The sequence below is a fragment of the Mycobacterium sp. IS-1590 genome (assembly GCF_001500025.1).
Taxonomy (GTDB): Bacteria; Actinomycetota; Actinomycetes; order Mycobacteriales; family Mycobacteriaceae; genus Mycobacterium.
This window is the reverse complement of sequence record NZ_LQIW01000023.1, coordinates 133,676-148,667: the sequence shown is the minus strand read 5'-3', so window position 1 is coordinate 148,667 and position 14,992 is coordinate 133,676. Positions and strand designations below refer to the sequence as shown.

General features: G+C 68.8%; 15 protein-coding genes. 2 read left to right on the top strand and 13 right to left on the bottom strand.

Features of this window, described 5'->3' with window-relative positions; all coding sequences use genetic code 11:
* The 8 genes from egtE to AU197_RS15395 form a co-directional block, all read right to left on the bottom strand.
* A complete protein-coding gene (egtE, locus tag AU197_RS15430; protein WP_064403562.1) occupies nucleotides 1-1,116 on the bottom strand; it encodes an ergothioneine biosynthesis PLP-dependent enzyme EgtE in 1,116 nt (371 codons plus the stop codon).
* Nucleotides 1,113-2,102 (bottom strand): L-histidine N(alpha)-methyltransferase, encoded by a 990-nt coding sequence (gene egtD, locus AU197_RS15425; RefSeq protein WP_064403561.1) that lies wholly within the window; start codon nucleotides 2,100-2,102, stop codon nucleotides 1,113-1,115. Before egtD ends, egtE begins: the two co-directional genes overlap by 4 nt.
* Entirely contained in the window at nucleotides 2,102-2,791 is a 690-nt protein-coding gene (gene egtC, locus AU197_RS15420) for an ergothioneine biosynthesis protein EgtC (protein ID WP_064403560.1), read from the bottom strand. The genes egtD and egtC overlap by 1 nt, the downstream gene beginning before the upstream one ends.
* Nucleotides 2,791-4,110, bottom strand: a complete 1,320-nt coding sequence (gene egtB / locus AU197_RS15415) for an ergothioneine biosynthesis protein EgtB (RefSeq protein WP_064403559.1) — start codon at nucleotides 4,108-4,110, stop codon at nucleotides 2,791-2,793. Before egtB ends, egtC begins: the two co-directional genes overlap by 1 nt.
* A complete protein-coding gene (gene egtA / locus AU197_RS15410; RefSeq protein ID WP_064403811.1) occupies nucleotides 4,107-5,399 on the bottom strand; it encodes an ergothioneine biosynthesis glutamate--cysteine ligase EgtA in 1,293 nt (430 codons plus the stop codon). Before egtA ends, egtB begins: the two co-directional genes overlap by 4 nt.
* 119 nt (nucleotides 5,400-5,518) lie before the next feature.
* Entirely contained in the window at nucleotides 5,519-6,169 is a 651-nt protein-coding gene (locus AU197_RS15405) for a sensor domain-containing protein (RefSeq protein WP_064403558.1), read from the bottom strand.
* Nucleotides 6,170-6,172: 3 nt separating this feature from the next.
* Nucleotides 6,173-6,601: an organic hydroperoxide resistance protein gene (locus AU197_RS15400; protein ID WP_174523802.1), complete on the bottom strand. Its 429-nt coding sequence runs from the start codon at nucleotides 6,599-6,601 to the stop codon at nucleotides 6,173-6,175.
* Nucleotides 6,602-6,743: 142 nt separating this feature from the next.
* A complete protein-coding gene (locus tag AU197_RS15395) occupies nucleotides 6,744-7,124 on the bottom strand; it encodes a hypothetical protein (RefSeq protein ID WP_082696696.1) in 381 nt (126 codons plus the stop codon).
* Nucleotides 7,125-7,280: 156 nt separating this feature from the next.
* Between AU197_RS15395 and AU197_RS15390 the strand changes: the two genes are divergently transcribed.
* Nucleotides 7,281-8,498 (top strand): oxygenase MpaB family protein, encoded by a 1,218-nt coding sequence (locus AU197_RS15390; RefSeq protein WP_064403556.1) that lies wholly within the window; start codon nucleotides 7,281-7,283, stop codon nucleotides 8,496-8,498.
* A gap of 13 nt (nucleotides 8,499-8,511) precedes the next feature.
* On the opposite strand, the gene AU197_RS15385 is transcribed toward AU197_RS15390, so the two are convergent.
* The 5 genes from AU197_RS15385 to AU197_RS15365 all read right to left on the bottom strand — a co-directional run bounded on the left by AU197_RS15385 (nucleotide 8,512) and on the right by AU197_RS15365 (nucleotide 13,515).
* A complete protein-coding gene (locus tag AU197_RS15385) occupies nucleotides 8,512-9,588 on the bottom strand; it encodes a DUF4185 domain-containing protein (RefSeq protein WP_231744941.1) in 1,077 nt (358 codons plus the stop codon).
* A 67-nt stretch (nucleotides 9,589-9,655) separates the two neighbouring features.
* Nucleotides 9,656-10,693, bottom strand: coding sequence for an aspartate-semialdehyde dehydrogenase (locus AU197_RS15380; RefSeq protein WP_064403554.1), 1,038 nt, complete (start codon nucleotides 10,691-10,693; stop codon nucleotides 9,656-9,658).
* A complete protein-coding gene (locus AU197_RS15375) occupies nucleotides 10,694-11,959 on the bottom strand; it encodes an aspartate kinase (protein WP_064403553.1) in 1,266 nt (421 codons plus the stop codon). It lies immediately after the preceding gene.
* 101 nt (nucleotides 11,960-12,060) lie between these two features.
* Complete coding sequence (locus AU197_RS15370) at nucleotides 12,061-13,044, bottom strand: linear amide C-N hydrolase (RefSeq protein WP_064403810.1); 984 nt, start codon at nucleotides 13,042-13,044, stop codon at nucleotides 12,061-12,063.
* Nucleotides 13,045-13,065: 21 nt separating this feature from the next.
* On the bottom strand, nucleotides 13,066-13,515 hold the full coding sequence (locus tag AU197_RS15365) for a hypothetical protein (protein WP_064403552.1): 450 nt from the start codon (nucleotides 13,513-13,515) through the stop codon (nucleotides 13,066-13,068).
* A 133-nt stretch (nucleotides 13,516-13,648) separates the two neighbouring features.
* Between AU197_RS15365 and AU197_RS15360 the strand changes: the two genes are divergently transcribed.
* Entirely contained in the window at nucleotides 13,649-14,899 is a 1,251-nt protein-coding gene (locus tag AU197_RS15360) for an ammonium transporter (RefSeq protein WP_064403551.1), read from the top strand.
* The last annotated feature ends 93 nt before the right edge of the window (nucleotides 14,900-14,992 follow it).

Here is a 14,992-nt window from a genome sequence, read left to right as displayed (position 1 = left end):
TCACCCGGCGGCGGCCAGGGCCGCGGCGAACCGCGCGAGTTCCGCTTCGGTGACGTCGACGTGCGGGGATGCCCGCAGGACCGGCGCCGTCATCTCGAACGGGGCACGCTGCACATCGGCGAACGTGGTGACGATGCGGTGTTCGACGATCAGCCAGTCGCGGACCTTCTGCGGATCGGCGCCGTCGGTGGGGATCAACGTGGTGATCGCGGTCGGTTCATCGCGTGACTCGACGACCCGCCATCGGTCCAGGCCGGCCACGGCGTCGCGGGTCATGGCGCCCACCTCCGCCAGCCGGGTGCGCATCGCCGCGGGCCCGTCGGCCAGATGCTCTCCGAGCGCCACCGAGAAGCCGACGCGGGCAGCGACATTCGCCTCTCCGTGCTCCAGACGCTGCAGGACCGACAGGGGCAGGTTCCACTCCGGCGGTGGTAGCCGCGGTTGGAGCCGCTGGGCCAGCTCTCGATGAATCCCGAGAAATCCCACGCCGCGCGGCCCGGCGATCCACTTGCGTGACGAACCGTAGATCGCCGCAGGCGTCACCGCACAGTCCAGGTGCCCCAGCGCCTGGGCGGCGTCGACAACCAGCGGGACTCCGAGTTCTCGGCACGTGGCGGCCAGCGCCGACAGCGGCTGCGCCAGCCCGCGGTGGCTGGCCACCGCCGTCAGGTGCACCAGGGCGGGTGGGTCGGCGTCCAGCCGGCGCGCGGCCGCCTGGACATCGAGCCGCCCGTCGCCGTCGGTGGGCAGCGCACGGACGGCGAAACCGTTGGCGGCCATGATGGCCAGGTTCGGCCCGTACTCGCCGGGCAGACACGCCACGGTGCGCTGTCCGGGCCAGGCGCCCAGCAGCAGGTCCAAGGCGTTGTTCGCGCCGGTGGTGAACACGAAGTCGGTGCTCACCAAGCCGGTCAGCGCGGCGAGCGCGGCGCGCCCGGCGTCGAGCACCGGTGCGGCGGCCTCGGCCGCGACGTACCCTCCGACTTCGGCTTCGTGGCGCGCGTGCTGGACGGCCGCTTCGATCGCCGCGACGCTCTGACGCGAACAGGCCCCGCTGTCCAGGTGGATCCCGGCGACCGCCGGCCGGGCCGCCCGCCACCGATCCGCAAGGCTCATCTCGTCGCCAGCGACAGGCCGAAGTCACCGGCGGCATCGGTCCACCAGTGGGTCATCCGGAGCCCGGCTGCGGCGAGTTCGGCTTCCACACCCGCTCTCCGGAACTTGCACGACACCTCGGTCAGCATCGCCTCACCGGCGGCGAACTCGACCGTCAGTCCGAGATCGCGCACGTGCACCCGCTGCGCCTCGGTGGCGCGCAGCCACATCTCGATGCGTTCATCGGCGGCGTTCCACACCGCGACGTGGTCGAACTTCTCGAGATCGAAATCGGCATCCAGTTCACGGTTGACGACGGCGAGGACGTTGCGGTTGAAGCGCGCGGTCACGCCCGCGCTGTCATCGTACGCGCGCACCAGACGGTCGGCGTCCTTCACCAGATCGGTACCCAGCAGCAGGCTGTCACCGGGTTGCAGGGTGTCGGCCAGCGTGCGGAGGAATTCGGCGCGCGGGCCTGCGGTGAGGTTGCCGATCGTCGAGCCGAGGAACGCGACCAGGCGGCGCCCGACGCGGGGGATCTCGTTCAGGTGCTTCTCGAAATCCCCGCAGACGGCCGCGATTTCGAGGCCGGGATACTCGGCCGCAAGCGCCGTGCTCGCGGTGGCCAGTACACTCGCGTCGACGTCGAACGGGATGAACCGGCGCAACGAACCGCGGTCACGTAGCGCGTCGAGCAGCATGCGGGTCTTCTCCGATGTGCCGCTGCCCAGTTCGACCAGAGTGTCCGCGCCGGAAGCCGCGGCGATGTCGGCCGATCGGTTCCTGAGGATCTCGGCCTCCGCGCGAGTCGGGTAATACTCGGGAAGCCGCGTGATCTGATCGAACAGGTCGCTACCGAACGCATCGTAGAACCACTTGGGCGGCAACGATTTCGGGTTCGATGTCAAACCCTCGAGCACGTCCCGGCGCAGCTCGTTGGCTGCCGAGTCGGCCGACAAGTGGTTCGACAACGACAGCGTGTCCGCGTGATCGGATCCGCGTGCCATCAGGCTCCTTTCAGTGCGACCAGTTGCACGCCCGACGACGTGGCCTCGACGAGGTGGCGGTCCGGGATTTCCTGCCACGCGGGGTCGTCGTCGTAGGGTTCGCTGGCCAAGACGACGCCGTCGCGACGTCGCAGCACGGACAGCGTGTCTCCCCATGTCGTGGCAATCAGCCGGGATCCGTTGCCTGCCAGTATGTTCAGCCGTGCGTTCGGGTCTGCCGCGGCGACGTCGACGATGGTCTCGCCCAGCGAGTCCAGCCCCCGGTCGAAGATGAGCGCGGCGAGCAGGGCGCTGTCGTTGGTCGACTCGGCGGCCGCCGACAGCGGGAGCGCCCCGCGGTCCACCAGGCCGTTGTGCGAGAGCAACCAGTGCCCGTCGGTGAACGGCGCCACCGCGGTCGCCTCGATCGGCATGCCGATGCTCGCGGACCGCACCGCGGCGACGACACAACCGCTGCGCAGCGCCGGCGCCACGGAGGCGAGCGAGGCGTCTCCCCACATCGGTGTCGCGCTGCGCCAGCGTCGCGGCGTCCGGCCGTCGAAGAAGCCGACGCCCCACCCGTCGGCGTTCATCAACCCGTGCTTCTGCCTGCGGGGCGAATACGACTGCACGAGAAGGCCGTTGGCGGGCTCGAGGATCAGCGACGCCACCGAGGCCGGTTCACCGAGCCACCCCAGGTGCCTGCACATCAACGGTTCTCTCTTCGCGCAAGCGGCTCATCGCCGACGTCCCAGGCCAGCCGCACGCCGGAGAAGATCTGACGCCGCACCCGATGGTCCCAGTTGCGGAAACTGGGCCGCAGGATGGCCGATGCGACAGCCCACGATCCGCCGCGCAGGACTTTGTAGTCGCCGGCCCCGACACCGTCGAAGAACGGCTGCGAATAGCGCTCGTAGATCATCGGCGTGAAGCCCGGCCACGGGCGCAGCGGGGAGGACGTCCACTCCCACACGTCACCCATCATCTGTTCGGCACCGTACGCCGAGGCCCCGGCCGGGTAGGCGCCGACGGGCGCGGGGCGCAGCGCGTCGCCACCGAGGTTGGCCAGGGCGGCGGTGGGTTCGGTTGCGCCCCAGGGATAACGGCGACGTGCGCCGACCGCCGGGTCCCACGCACAGGCCTTCTCCCATTCCACCTCGGTGGGCAGTCGGGCGCCCGCCCACGCCGCGTAGGCCTCGGCTTCGAAGAACGTGACGTGCTGAACCGGTTCGGTGTCAGGGATGTCCTCGACGTGGCCGAACCGGGTGCGGGTTGCGTCCGGATTCCAGAACTGCGGCGCCGTCAGCCCCGCTTCGGTTCGGTGCTTCCAGCCGCGCTCCGACCACCACCGGGGTTCGTCGTATCCGCCGTCGTCGATGAACTGGCGCCATTCGCCGTTGGTGACCGGGACCCGTCCGATGCGGAAGGCCGGTACGTCGACGACGTGTGCGGGGCGTTCGTTGTCCAACGAGTACGGTTCGGTGGTCGCGTCGACACCGAGGACGAACTCGCCGCCGGGCACCAACACCGATGTGCCCGCGACGTTCGGGCGGCCTTCGGGAAGCGCCGTTCCGGTGTCGAGCAGCGGTGGCCCGCTTCGCAGGTTCAGTGCCTGCAGCATGGTTTCGTCGTGCTGGTTCTCGTGGCTGATCACCAGGCCGAAGGTGAAACCGGGCTCGTCATCGGGCAGGGCGTCCAGCGTGTCGAGCACCTTGTCGCGCACCGTCGCGCAATACGCCTTGGCGTCCGGCGGCGGGAGCAGCGGCAGGTTCACCCGGCTGGCGCGGGAGTTGACGAACGCGTCGTAGAGCCGCTCGACGTCGGGGCGCAGCATCCCGGGCCGGTCCGGGTTTCCGTCGCGCAGCAGCCACAGCTCCTCCTGCTGTCCGATGTGCGCGAGGTCCCACACCAGCGGGCTCATCAGCGGGCTGTACTGGCGGCCCAGCTCCGCGTCGTCGAAGTCGACGAGGCGCAGCGTGCGCCTGCGGGCCCGGGTGAGTTCGCGCGCGATGGTTTCGCGAGGTGTCACAGTTCCCCTCGTGCCAGTTGCGTGACCGCGGGCGCGATCCCGTGTCGAGCGGCGCGGTCGCGGAAGTCGTCAGCCGGACAGCGCCCCTGTTCGACCGAACGCACCAACCGGTGCATCGATTCCGCGAGCTCGGCAGGCGCGCGTTCGGCGGCCGCCCGCACACACCGCTGCGCGGCGGCCCGCAACCGACGATCGGCCAGGCCGATGTGGGCGGCCCGGTCCCAGGCGGTGGCGACGGGTGCGGTGGCCTCGGTGGCGACCTCGGCGGCCGTCGGGTCGTCGAGCAGGGTGACCAGGGTGAACGCGACCGCCGGCCAGACGGCGTCCGGCACGCTGTCGAGATAGCGGATCTCGAGCCACCGGCGCGGCCGAACCGGAGGAAACAGCGTGGTCAGGTGATAGTCGAGGTCGGCAGCGGTGGGACGGCGGCCGCCGAGCGCGACGCGCCCGTCCGCCCAGTCGGCGAACGGCACCCAGTCGCGGACCGGTTCGGCCTCGGCGTCGGCGTGGTTGACGAGCATCACCGGAGCGTTCAGCGCGTACCGGGCCCAGTCGCTGGCCGGGTCCTCGCCGCTCTCACCGAGGACCGGGCCGCAGCGGGCCGAATCCAGTTGGCTCCACACGCGTTGCCGCGCCGACCGCCAGCCGGAGGTCTGCCCGCTCAGCAGCGGTGAATTGGCGGTGATCGCGATCATTGTGGGCCCGAGCGCATGCGCGAGCCGGACCCGGTCCGCCCAGCCGTCACGTGGGCCCGCATCGAGGTTGACCTGCACCGAAGCCGTCGAGGTCATCATCGCCGCACCCGCGTCGGGGGTGCCGGACGCGGCGAAGAAGGCTTCCATCGCCTGGTAGCGCGCGCCCGGGTTGACGCGCTGCGGCGGCCGTAGCGGATCGGCACCCAACAACACCAACCCGAACCCGGCGCTCGCGAACGCAGCGCGCAGCACGGTGCGGTCGGCAACCATCGCATCGATGGCGGCGAGCGGCCCCGTGAGCGGCGGACCGGACAGTTCCACGGCGCCGCCGGGTTCGACGGTGACCCTGCTGCCGCCCGGTAGTGCTGGCAGGCCGGCGATGGTGGTGGTGAGCTCATCCCAGCCGGGCCTGCGCATGGGATCGGTCAGATCGAAGCAGTGCGCCTCGATCTCCAGCCCCACCAGACCGACCGGGCCGTCACGCAGACACCCGGCACGGACCTGGCGAGCTGCGGCGTCGGCGCTGGTCAACTCGGCACAGGGGCTGGGCGGCGGGTGCGCGTCGTCCACCTCGGACGTGATGGTGAAGGTCATTCCAACCATCCCCTTCCGGGAGTGGACCGCTCGCCTTTCAACCATCTTCCAGACGGGACCGACAAATCCAGCGTTTTTCCGATGACGCGTTCGTTACGAGGAGCGCCAGGCCGCCCGGGCTACTGGCCGAGGGTGTTCTGCATCGCCCCGGCCAGCGCATTCACCGCCGGGCCACCGTTGCCGGACTGGCAGACCTTCGCTTGCAGCAGAACGTTCTCACGCTTGCGCGTCGTGGTGAAGCAGCGCCGGTCGGTGCCCGCCTCCTGTTTGACCCAGTCGGCATCGGTGGCCGTGGTGGGCCCGCCGGTGAAGGTCCACACCTGGGTCGTGAAGTTGTCCAGGTGCATCGCGGTGGTCTGACCGTTGCATCCGACCGTACGGTCGACCACCCGACGGAACGCGCGGTCGGCGGCGTCGGTGGTCGCGAACACGCCGACCGCCTGTTTGACCAGATGCGTCGCGTCGGTGGGCGACTCCTGGGTCACCGCGCCGTTGAACGACGCGAGGTCCGGATCGGCGTAGACGTCGGGCAGACCGACGTCGGCCCAGTTGTTGCACGCCGGAATATCGACCGAGAAGGTCTGCACCGGTTCGGTGAACAACGACTCGAATCGCATTGTGGCGCCGACGATGTTGCCCACCGAGCCCTTCGGGAGCACCGCGTAGTTGACCACGCCCGGATCCGAAGGGCGCGCTGAGGCCAGGCCGGCGGGCGCCACCATCGACAAGCCGATGACCACGCCGACGCCCGCCGCGGCGACCGCCCGCATCGATCAGACCTTCGCGGATAACTTGACTTCGATGTTGCCGCGAGTGGCCTTCGAGTAGGGGCAGAAGTCGTGTGCCTTGGCCATCAGGTCGTCGGCCACGCTCTGCTCGAGGCCCGGCAGGTAGCCGATCAGGTGGGCCGTGAGCCCGAAGCCGCCCTCGGAGTCCGGCCCGAAGCCGACCTGCGCGGTGATGGAGGTGGCTTCGTCGATGTCGATCTTGTTGTTGCGGGCCTGCAGCCGCAGCGCGCCGAGGAAACACGCCGCGTAACCCGACGAGAACAGCAGCTCGGGGTTGACACCCTCGCCGCTGCCGCCGAGCTCCTTGGGCGGGCGGGTGTCGAGATCGATCTTGCCGTCGGAGGAACGGACGTGGCCGTCGCGGCCGCCTCCGGACGCGGTGGACTCTGCGGTGTACTTGACCTCAATGCTCATGGGCTCGATCATGCCAGCCCACGCGTAGACGGCAAGACGCCCGTCCCGCACCGGGTATCGGCGCTGGTGTGCACTCAGATCGCCGGTTCGGCCGATTCACGGCCCATTGTCGATCTGAGTGCACACCAGAGGGGGAATGGCTTTACGGACGCGACGGCGCCGTCGTGGTCGGAGCCTCGGGCGGCTGCGGCGGCTGGAACCGCGGCCCGTCGGCGCCCGGCCCAAACGGCGGTCGCTGACCCGGTCCGCCCGGCATCATCGGGCCTCCCGGCGGCGGCCCGCGATGGAAGATCGCGGTGTCGCGATCGTGGCCGCCGTAATGGCCGCCGCGGTGGTGGCCCCCCGAGTGCGCACCGAGGACGAAGCCGGAGAAGAAGATCACCGCGACGATGAACACGACACCGGCGACGATGCCGACCCAGGCGGCAGCGGCGCCGAGCCTGGAGCGTCGCGGGCCGATGTGGTCATGACCAGGTGTCGCGACCACGGGAGTGGTGGCGGGTTCAGATGGTGTTTCAGTCATGGCTGCCATCATGCGAGCCGTTTCGATGAGCCCGTCATGTGGCACCTATGAGCTGGCTGTGAAAGCGGCCAACGGTCCCTGTCGATTGACACCGCCCAGGCCGCCGAATAGTTTCGACTACACGCGTTGTCAGTCGTCCGGAAGGGAAGCGAACCCATGCAGCGCCCGATCCCGACGCGTCACCCGGATCGGCCTCGCACCGTCCCGGCCGGCATCCGCGTCATCGCCACGGCGCTGGCCATCGGCGAGCCGACGCCGGCGCAGTGGCGCAGGCTGGGTGAGCGGCTGACCGTCGGGGACGAACCGATGGACCGCCTCGTGGAGTGGATGTCCGGCGTCGGCGTGCAGAAGACACGGCCGTTGTTCGACCGTGCGCTGACCTACGGCATCGATGCGGTGCCCGACGCCCCGGAACCCTTGCGCGAGTTCTTCACCGATGTGGAGCAGCTGCCCGACTGGGTCGACCCGGTGAAGCTGCGCCGCGGGGCACAGGCACTGCGTCGTGGCGGCGCCGACGGCATGTACGTCGCACGCGACGTGTCGCTTCTCGGTGGCTACCAGTTCTCGGGTTTCAACAAGACGCTGCTGCGCACCGGCGCCCTCGAGAAAGGCTCGAACAAGCGCTTCGCCGAGACGATGCAGTGGGCGATGGACGTCATCTCCGATGGTGGCCTCGAGCACCTGGGCGCCGGCTACCGGTCCACCCTTCGGGTCCGGCTGATCCACGGACTGGTGCGCAGGCATGTGTCGGCGATGCCCGACTGGCGCGCCGACGACTGGGGTGTCCCGATCAACCAGACCGATATGGCGGCCACGCTGATCGGCGCGCTCGTCGCACCCGCCGTCGGTGTCGTAGGGATGGGAATCGTGTTGCGGCCGAAAGACTATGACGCCGTCGCACACTTGACCCGCTACGTCGGATGGTTGATGGGCGTCGAAGACGAATGGCTGCCGCGCGGGTTCCGCGACAGCATCCGGGTGCTCTACCACACCCTGGGCGCGCTCGCCGAACCCGACGAGTCATCGAGGCAGCTCGCGGTCCCGATGGCCGACGACCCGATGATCTGGCACTACGACACCATGCCCGCGATCCGGCGTCGTATCGCACGGGCACAACATCTTTCGGTCACCAGCGGCTTCCTGGGGCCACGCACCATGCGCGCACTGGGCCTGCGCCCCCACGTGCCCTGGTATCCGGTGCTGCGCCTACCGGTGAACCTGACCCGCAGCGTGGCCGCGGTCGCGCTGCCCGGCGGCATCGCCAGGGCGACCGCCCGCGGCGACCGCGAGCACCGGGTGTTGATGCGCACGATCATCGGTGATGCCGGTGCCACCATCGGCGAGTCGGCCCAGCACGTCAGCACCGTCGCCTGACCCGGTGCTCTGACTACGGCTTGAACGGGTTGACCGCGAACTGGATCACCCGGTACGGCGACCCGCCGCGCGGTCCGGTGTTCCACTGGCTGACGAACACCCGCACCTCGTCGAGCGTCGATCCCGGCGAGATGTAGCCGCCGTACGGTTGGGCCAGGCGGTTGCTCTCCGGAGGCCCGAGATGGTCTGCCGGGTCGGGCCATTCGGAGGCCACGACGACGGTCGTCACCGGCGCGGCGCCCAGCCCGGTGGGGTCGTTGGCCACCCGCATCTCCATGTTTCCGGTGGTGGCGTTGAAATACGACAGCACGGTTTTACCGTCGATCTGGCGGATGCTCATCTCGCCGACCGCGTCCGGCCACAGCGGTGTCGGCGGGTTACCCCAACCGGAATCAGCCGACCAGCCCTGCCAACTCGACCGATCCTCGAACTCCTGCGGCGTGGCCCGGTACAGCACCAGCGGCGCACTGCGGTCGAAGTTGTTGGCCACGATGTACACCCACCCGGTCTCGGAGTCCGAGCGGGGGATCGGGTCGTAGTAGCCGCTGATCTGCGACTGCCTGCCCTCGGCATAGGAGGCGGCGCGCTCGGAGTCCGGCAGCGTGGGCCAATTACCCTGTGCCGGGTCGGCTTTCACCAGTCGCGAGGTCTGCGGAACCAGGTCCCGCACGGTGGTGACCATGAGGTAGTTCTGCCGGTTGATCTGGACGACGCCCGCGGGCAGTTGCGACATGCCCGGTGGCGTCGGGTCGGCCAGCAGCGGGCGGTCGGTTCCGCTCACGCCGTCGTAGCGCACACCGCCCGGGTCTCCGATCGACTCCGTCTCGACGTGCAACGCGATCGGCGAGAACCATCCGCCGTAGCCGACGCCCTGGCCGGCGAAACTGTCGCCGCACACCTGCAGGATGCCGCTGGGAAACTCCATGAATTCGCACAGGTCCGTGGCCCCGATACCGTAATCGCGTGTCGGGGTTCCGGTTCCGGCCGTCGGCCCGATCCTGATCACCTGTCCGGGCGCCAGCGGCGGCAGCACGGGATCGGGAATCGGGGCGGGCTGGGCGGCGGCCAACGGTGCCGCGACGAAACTCAATGCCGAGACCGACGAAATGGCTGAAAGCAGTCGCGATTTCCCACCAAAACGTCGGTCCCGACGCAAATCAACCCCGGGCCAGCAGTTCGGCGATCTGAATCGTGTTGAGTGCCGCGCCCTTGCGGAGGTTGTCCCCGGACACGAACAGTGCAAGCCCGCGACCGTCGGGCACGCCGGGATCCTGCCGGATCCGGCCGACCAGCGAGTCGTCCGCCCCCGCCGCGGCCAACGGTGTCGGTACGTCGACCAGCGTCACGCCCGGCGCCGCGCCCAGCAACTCGGTCGCCCGCTGCACCGAAAGTGGTTGTGAGAACTCGACGTTCAGTGACAGCGAATGGCCCGTGTACACCGGGACCCGCACACAGGTGCCGCTCACCGCCAACTCCGGGATGTCCAGGATCTTGCGGGTCTCGTTGCGCAGCTTCTGATCCTCGTCGGTTTCACCCGAGTCGTCGTCGACATACGACCCGGCCAGTGGAACGACGTTGAACGCGATCGGCGCCACATACTTCGAGGGCGGCGGGAAATCGACCGCGGACCCGTTGGCGACCAAATCTCGGCTGCTGTTCACGACGGCGCTGGCCTGGTCGAACAGCTCCTCCACCCCGGCGATGCCGCTGCCCGACACCGCCTGATACGTCGAGGCGATCATCCGCACCAGGCCCGCCTCGTCGTGCAGCGGCTTGAGCACCGGCATCGCGGCCATCGTCGTGCAGTTGGGGTTGGCGATGATGCCCTTCTTCAGGGTCACCCCCCGCACGTCGCGGTCGAAGTTCACCTCGCTGACCACCAGCGGCACGTCGGGGTCCTTGCGCCACGCCGACGAGTTGTCGACGACCACCGCGCCGGCCTCGGCGAACCGGGGTGCCTGCACACGCGACATCGTCGCGCCCGCCGAGAACAGCGCGATGTCCAGACCCGACGGGTCGGCGGTCGCGGCATCCTCGACCTCGATCTCCTGCCCGCGGAACGCAAGCTTTTTGCCCTGCGACCGCGCTGAGGCGAAGAACCGCACACTCGTAGCCGGAAAGTCGCGCTCCTCCAGCAGCGTTCGCATCACCTGGCCGACCTGACCGGTCGCCCCGACCACACCGATGTTGACCATCTAACGGCCCGTCCCCGCGTAGACGATGGCGTCCTGGTCGCCGCCGAGGCCGAACGCCTCGTGCAGCGCGGCGACCGCCTTGTCCAGGTCGGTGTCTTTGACCAGAACCGAGATCCGGATCTCCGAGGTGGAGATCAGGTCGATGTTCACCCCGACCGAGGCCAACGTCTCACAGAACTTGGCGGTCACCCCGGGGTGGCTCTTCATGCCGGCGCCCACCAGCGACACCTTGCCGATGTGGTCGTCGTACAGCACGCCGGTGAAACCGATCTCACCCTGCAGCGAGGTCAACTTCTGCACCGCGGCCGGGCCGTTGTCCCGCGGACAGGTGAACGTGATGTCGGTCTTGCCGTCCTCGACCTTGGAGATGTTCTGCAACACCATGTCGATGTTGATGTCGGCGTCGGCGACGGCGCGGAACACCTTGGCGGCGTAGCCGGGCACGTCCGGGATGCCGACCACGGTGACCTTGGCCTCACTGCGGTCGTGTGCGACTCCGGTCAGAATGGCGTCTTCCACGGGAATGTCCTCCATCGATCCGGTCACCAGGGTGCCGGGGTTGTCCGAGTATGACGAGCGGACGCGTATCGGCACGTTGTAGCGCCGGGCGTACTCCACGCAGCGCAGCATCAGCACCTTGGCGCCGCACGCGGCCATCTCCAGCATCTCCTCGAAGCTGACCTGATCGAGGTGGTGCGCGTTGGGCACGATCCTCGGGTCCGCGGTGAAGATGCCGTCGACGTCGGTGTAGATCTCGCAGACGTCGGCTTTCAGCGCCGCGGCCAACGCCACGGCCGTGGTGTCCGAGCCGCCACGCCCCAGCGTGGTGACGTCCTTGCTGTCCTGGCTGACCCCCTGGAAACCGGCGACGAGGACGATGACGCCCTCGTCGAGTGCGTCCCGCAGCCGGCCGGGAGTGACGTCGATGATCTTGGCGTTGCCGTGGATGCCGGTGGTGATCACGCCGGCCTGCGAACCGGTGAACGAGCGCGCCTGCGCGCCGAGCGAGTGGATGGCCATCGCGACCAGCGCGTTGGAGATCCGCTCACCGGCTGTCAGCAGCATGTCCATCTCGCGCGGCGGCGGCGCCGGGCACACCTGGTTGGCCAGGTCGAGGAGTTCGTCGGTGGTGTCGCCCATCGCCGAGACGACCACGACCACGTCGTTGCCCTGCTTGCGCGTCTCGACGATTCGCTCGGCCACGCGTCGGATCCGCTCGGCGTCGGCAACCGAGGATCCGCCGTACTTCTGCACGACGAGCGCCACTGATCAAGCCTTTCAAGTGCTGGGAAGGATCCCAACAAGGATAAGGGCTGCGCGCATCCGATTTCTTTCCCCCGTGGTGGGGCGGCGGGAACCAGCGACGATCAGGCAACTCCGAGGAACGGGAACGGGTCGGCTTCCTCGAACCGCGCGCTGGCGTCACCGGCGTAGATCGTCTTCTCGCCCTCGCCGAGCGGCAGCCGCAGCGTCGGGGCGCCCGCTGAGAGGTCGAGGTTGCCCAACTCGACCCAGAACGTGTTCGGCGAGAGCGCCGACTCGAAGAAGTAGCGCAACGCCTTGTGGTCGACGACCGTGCGCCAGCGGGTGGTCGAGATGTTCGGCTCGTCGGGCGTGGAGATCCCGTACGGCACCGACGCGTTGCGCACGACGCTGAACACCGTCGCGGCGGCCAGCAGCGGATCGTCGGTCTTGGGGACCGCGTCGATGTAGAACGACGCCCGCACGAACCGGTCCGCGGCGCGGTTGGTTCCCGGCAGCATCACGGTGCCACCGATCTGCTTCCAGTACTCGCTGATCGCCAGCTGCTTGTCGAAGGTCGGCGAGTTCGTCATCACCCGGTACTCGCTGCCGTGGTGAATGACCTGTTCACCGTCGATGTACTCGACGATCGCGCTGTCGCCGCGGGCATCGGACATCGCCAGGTGCAGCGTCGCCATCCGCTCCTCGCCGGGGACCTGGGCGGTGGCCACCCGCAGCGGGGTCGCGGTCAGTGCGGCGACGGCCTCGGCCACGGTCGCGAAGTTGTCGAGCACGTACTGGCCCCACAGCGCCAACGAGACCGCGGGACCCCCGGCGGTCTGGGCGGGGTAGACCGATTCGGCCAACCACAGCAGGTTGACCACGAGGCCGGCCTCGTTGACGCCGTCGGTCGTGCTGATGTCATAGCCGGTCGCGACCACGCTGCCGTACGTCGACGTCCACTCCGCCGAGCCGGTGCCGGCCTGACCGGTTCGGTGAACGCCGCGCGGCAGCGCCCACAGATTCGTCTGGATCTCCGACTTCCAGTCCATGGAGCGGCCGGTGATGTTGCGGTTGTCGGTTCCGAGGTAGACGACGCGGGTGCACACGGCACGCATCGTAGGGGGTGTTCAGGTCGCGCAGGCCTCGGACAGCTCGGCGAGTTTGCGACGAAGTTGGTTGTCCAGCGCGGACATCTCGTAGTAGACCTCCGGCGCCGGGGCGCCCGGAGCCCTATTCTGCGTCTCCGCGCGCGCCTGGGGCAACTTCTGGACGAACAGCCCGGCGAGGTCGGCGACCTCGACCGCGGTGAACCGCAGCTCGGGGGTGTCGATCTTGCGTGCGCGCTCGGAGAGGCCGTCGGCCCACTCCCGGTACGCGATCTCCTCGGCCGCGGTGGGCGGCCCCTCGGCGCCCTCGCTCTTCGCGCTGATCAACTCGTTTTGCTGCGTGTTGTAGTCGAGGAAGTCGAGGACCGGGCGGCACTCTTGGGGCGGTTGCTGCAGTTGGCTGTAGACCAGCGCCACGATCGCGATCACCACGACGATGATCGCCACCCACCATCGCCGGTCAAGTCTCATCACCGCCGCAACTCTAGCCAGCGCCGGATTCGTAACGCACGCGCAACATCGCGAGCCGATCCACGTAACAGAAACGTTGATTACTGACAGTGAACGGCTCCGAATCGGGCCGCATCACTTCAGGAGATGGTTAATGGATACAGGAACCACGGCGTTCATGCTGTGTTGCATCATCGCGCTCACGCTGATGATCCCGGGTCTCGCGCTTTTCTACGGCGGCATGGTGTCGGTGAAGAGCTCGACCAACATGATGATGATGACCTTCGGCGCCGCGGCGCTCGTCGGCGTCCTCTGGGTACTGTTCGGCTTCTCGATGGTGTTCGGCACGTCCTACGGCGGATTCATCGGCAGCTTCACCGAATTCGACGGGCTGACCGACCTGACCGAGGCGATGACGACCGTCGACGGCCTGCCGATCAGCCTGTTCGCGTTGTTCCAGGCTCTGTTCGCCGCGATCACCGTCGCGCTCATCTCCGGGGCGGCCGCCGATCGGATGAAGTTCAGCGCCTGGATGGTCTTCGCCGGCCTGTGGGCCGTGCTGGTGTACTTTCCCGCCGCGCACTGGGTGTTCGCGTTCGACGGCGTGGTGACCGAGGGTTCGGTGGGCGGCTGGATCGCCAACAAGCTCGGCGCGCTGGACTTCGCCGGTGGCACCGCGGTGCACATCAACGCCGGCGCTGCGGCGCTGGCCATCGCGATAGTGCTCGGCCGTTCGGCGCTCTTCGGCAGCCGCAAACCCCACAACGTGCCGCTGACCCTGCTCGGCGCGGGCCTGCTCTGGGCGGGCTGGTATGCCTTCAACGGCGGTTCGGCCCTGTCCGCGGGCACGTCGGCGGCCATCGTCATGGTGACCACGTTCGTCGCGACGTGCGCGGCGACGCTGGCCTGGCTGACGTTCGAGAAGATCAAGACCGGCCACGTCACCGGTGTCGGCGCGGCCTCGGGCGCGATCACCGGGCTCGTCGCGATCACCCCCGCCTGCGGTTCGGTGACGCCGGTCGGCGCCATCTGCGTCGGCGCGATCGCGGGCGCGATCTGCGTGTACGCCGTCGGCCTCAAGGACCGCTTCGGCTACGACGACAGCCTCGACGTCGTCGGGGTGCACCTCGTCGGTGGCCTGATCGGAACGCTGCTGATCGGCTTCTTCGCCAGCGAGGCGATGCCGGGCGCCACCAATGGCCTGTTCTACGGCGGCGGCATCGAGCAGTTGTGGAAGCAGGCGGTTGCCGCGGGTGCGGTCATGGCGTACTCGTTCGTCGTGGCGTTCATCATCGCCTTCGCGATCAAGAAGACGATGGGCATCCGCATCTCGCCCGATGAGGAAGCGACCGGCATCGACGCCAAGTTCCACCGCGACTCGGCGTACGCACTGCAACCCGCCTGACCCGGACCCGGCCGGCGCGGCGTACGTTGCCGCGCCGGCTATTTCGGCCCTTTCGGGTTTCCTTCCACGACACAGAGATTCATTACAGAAGAC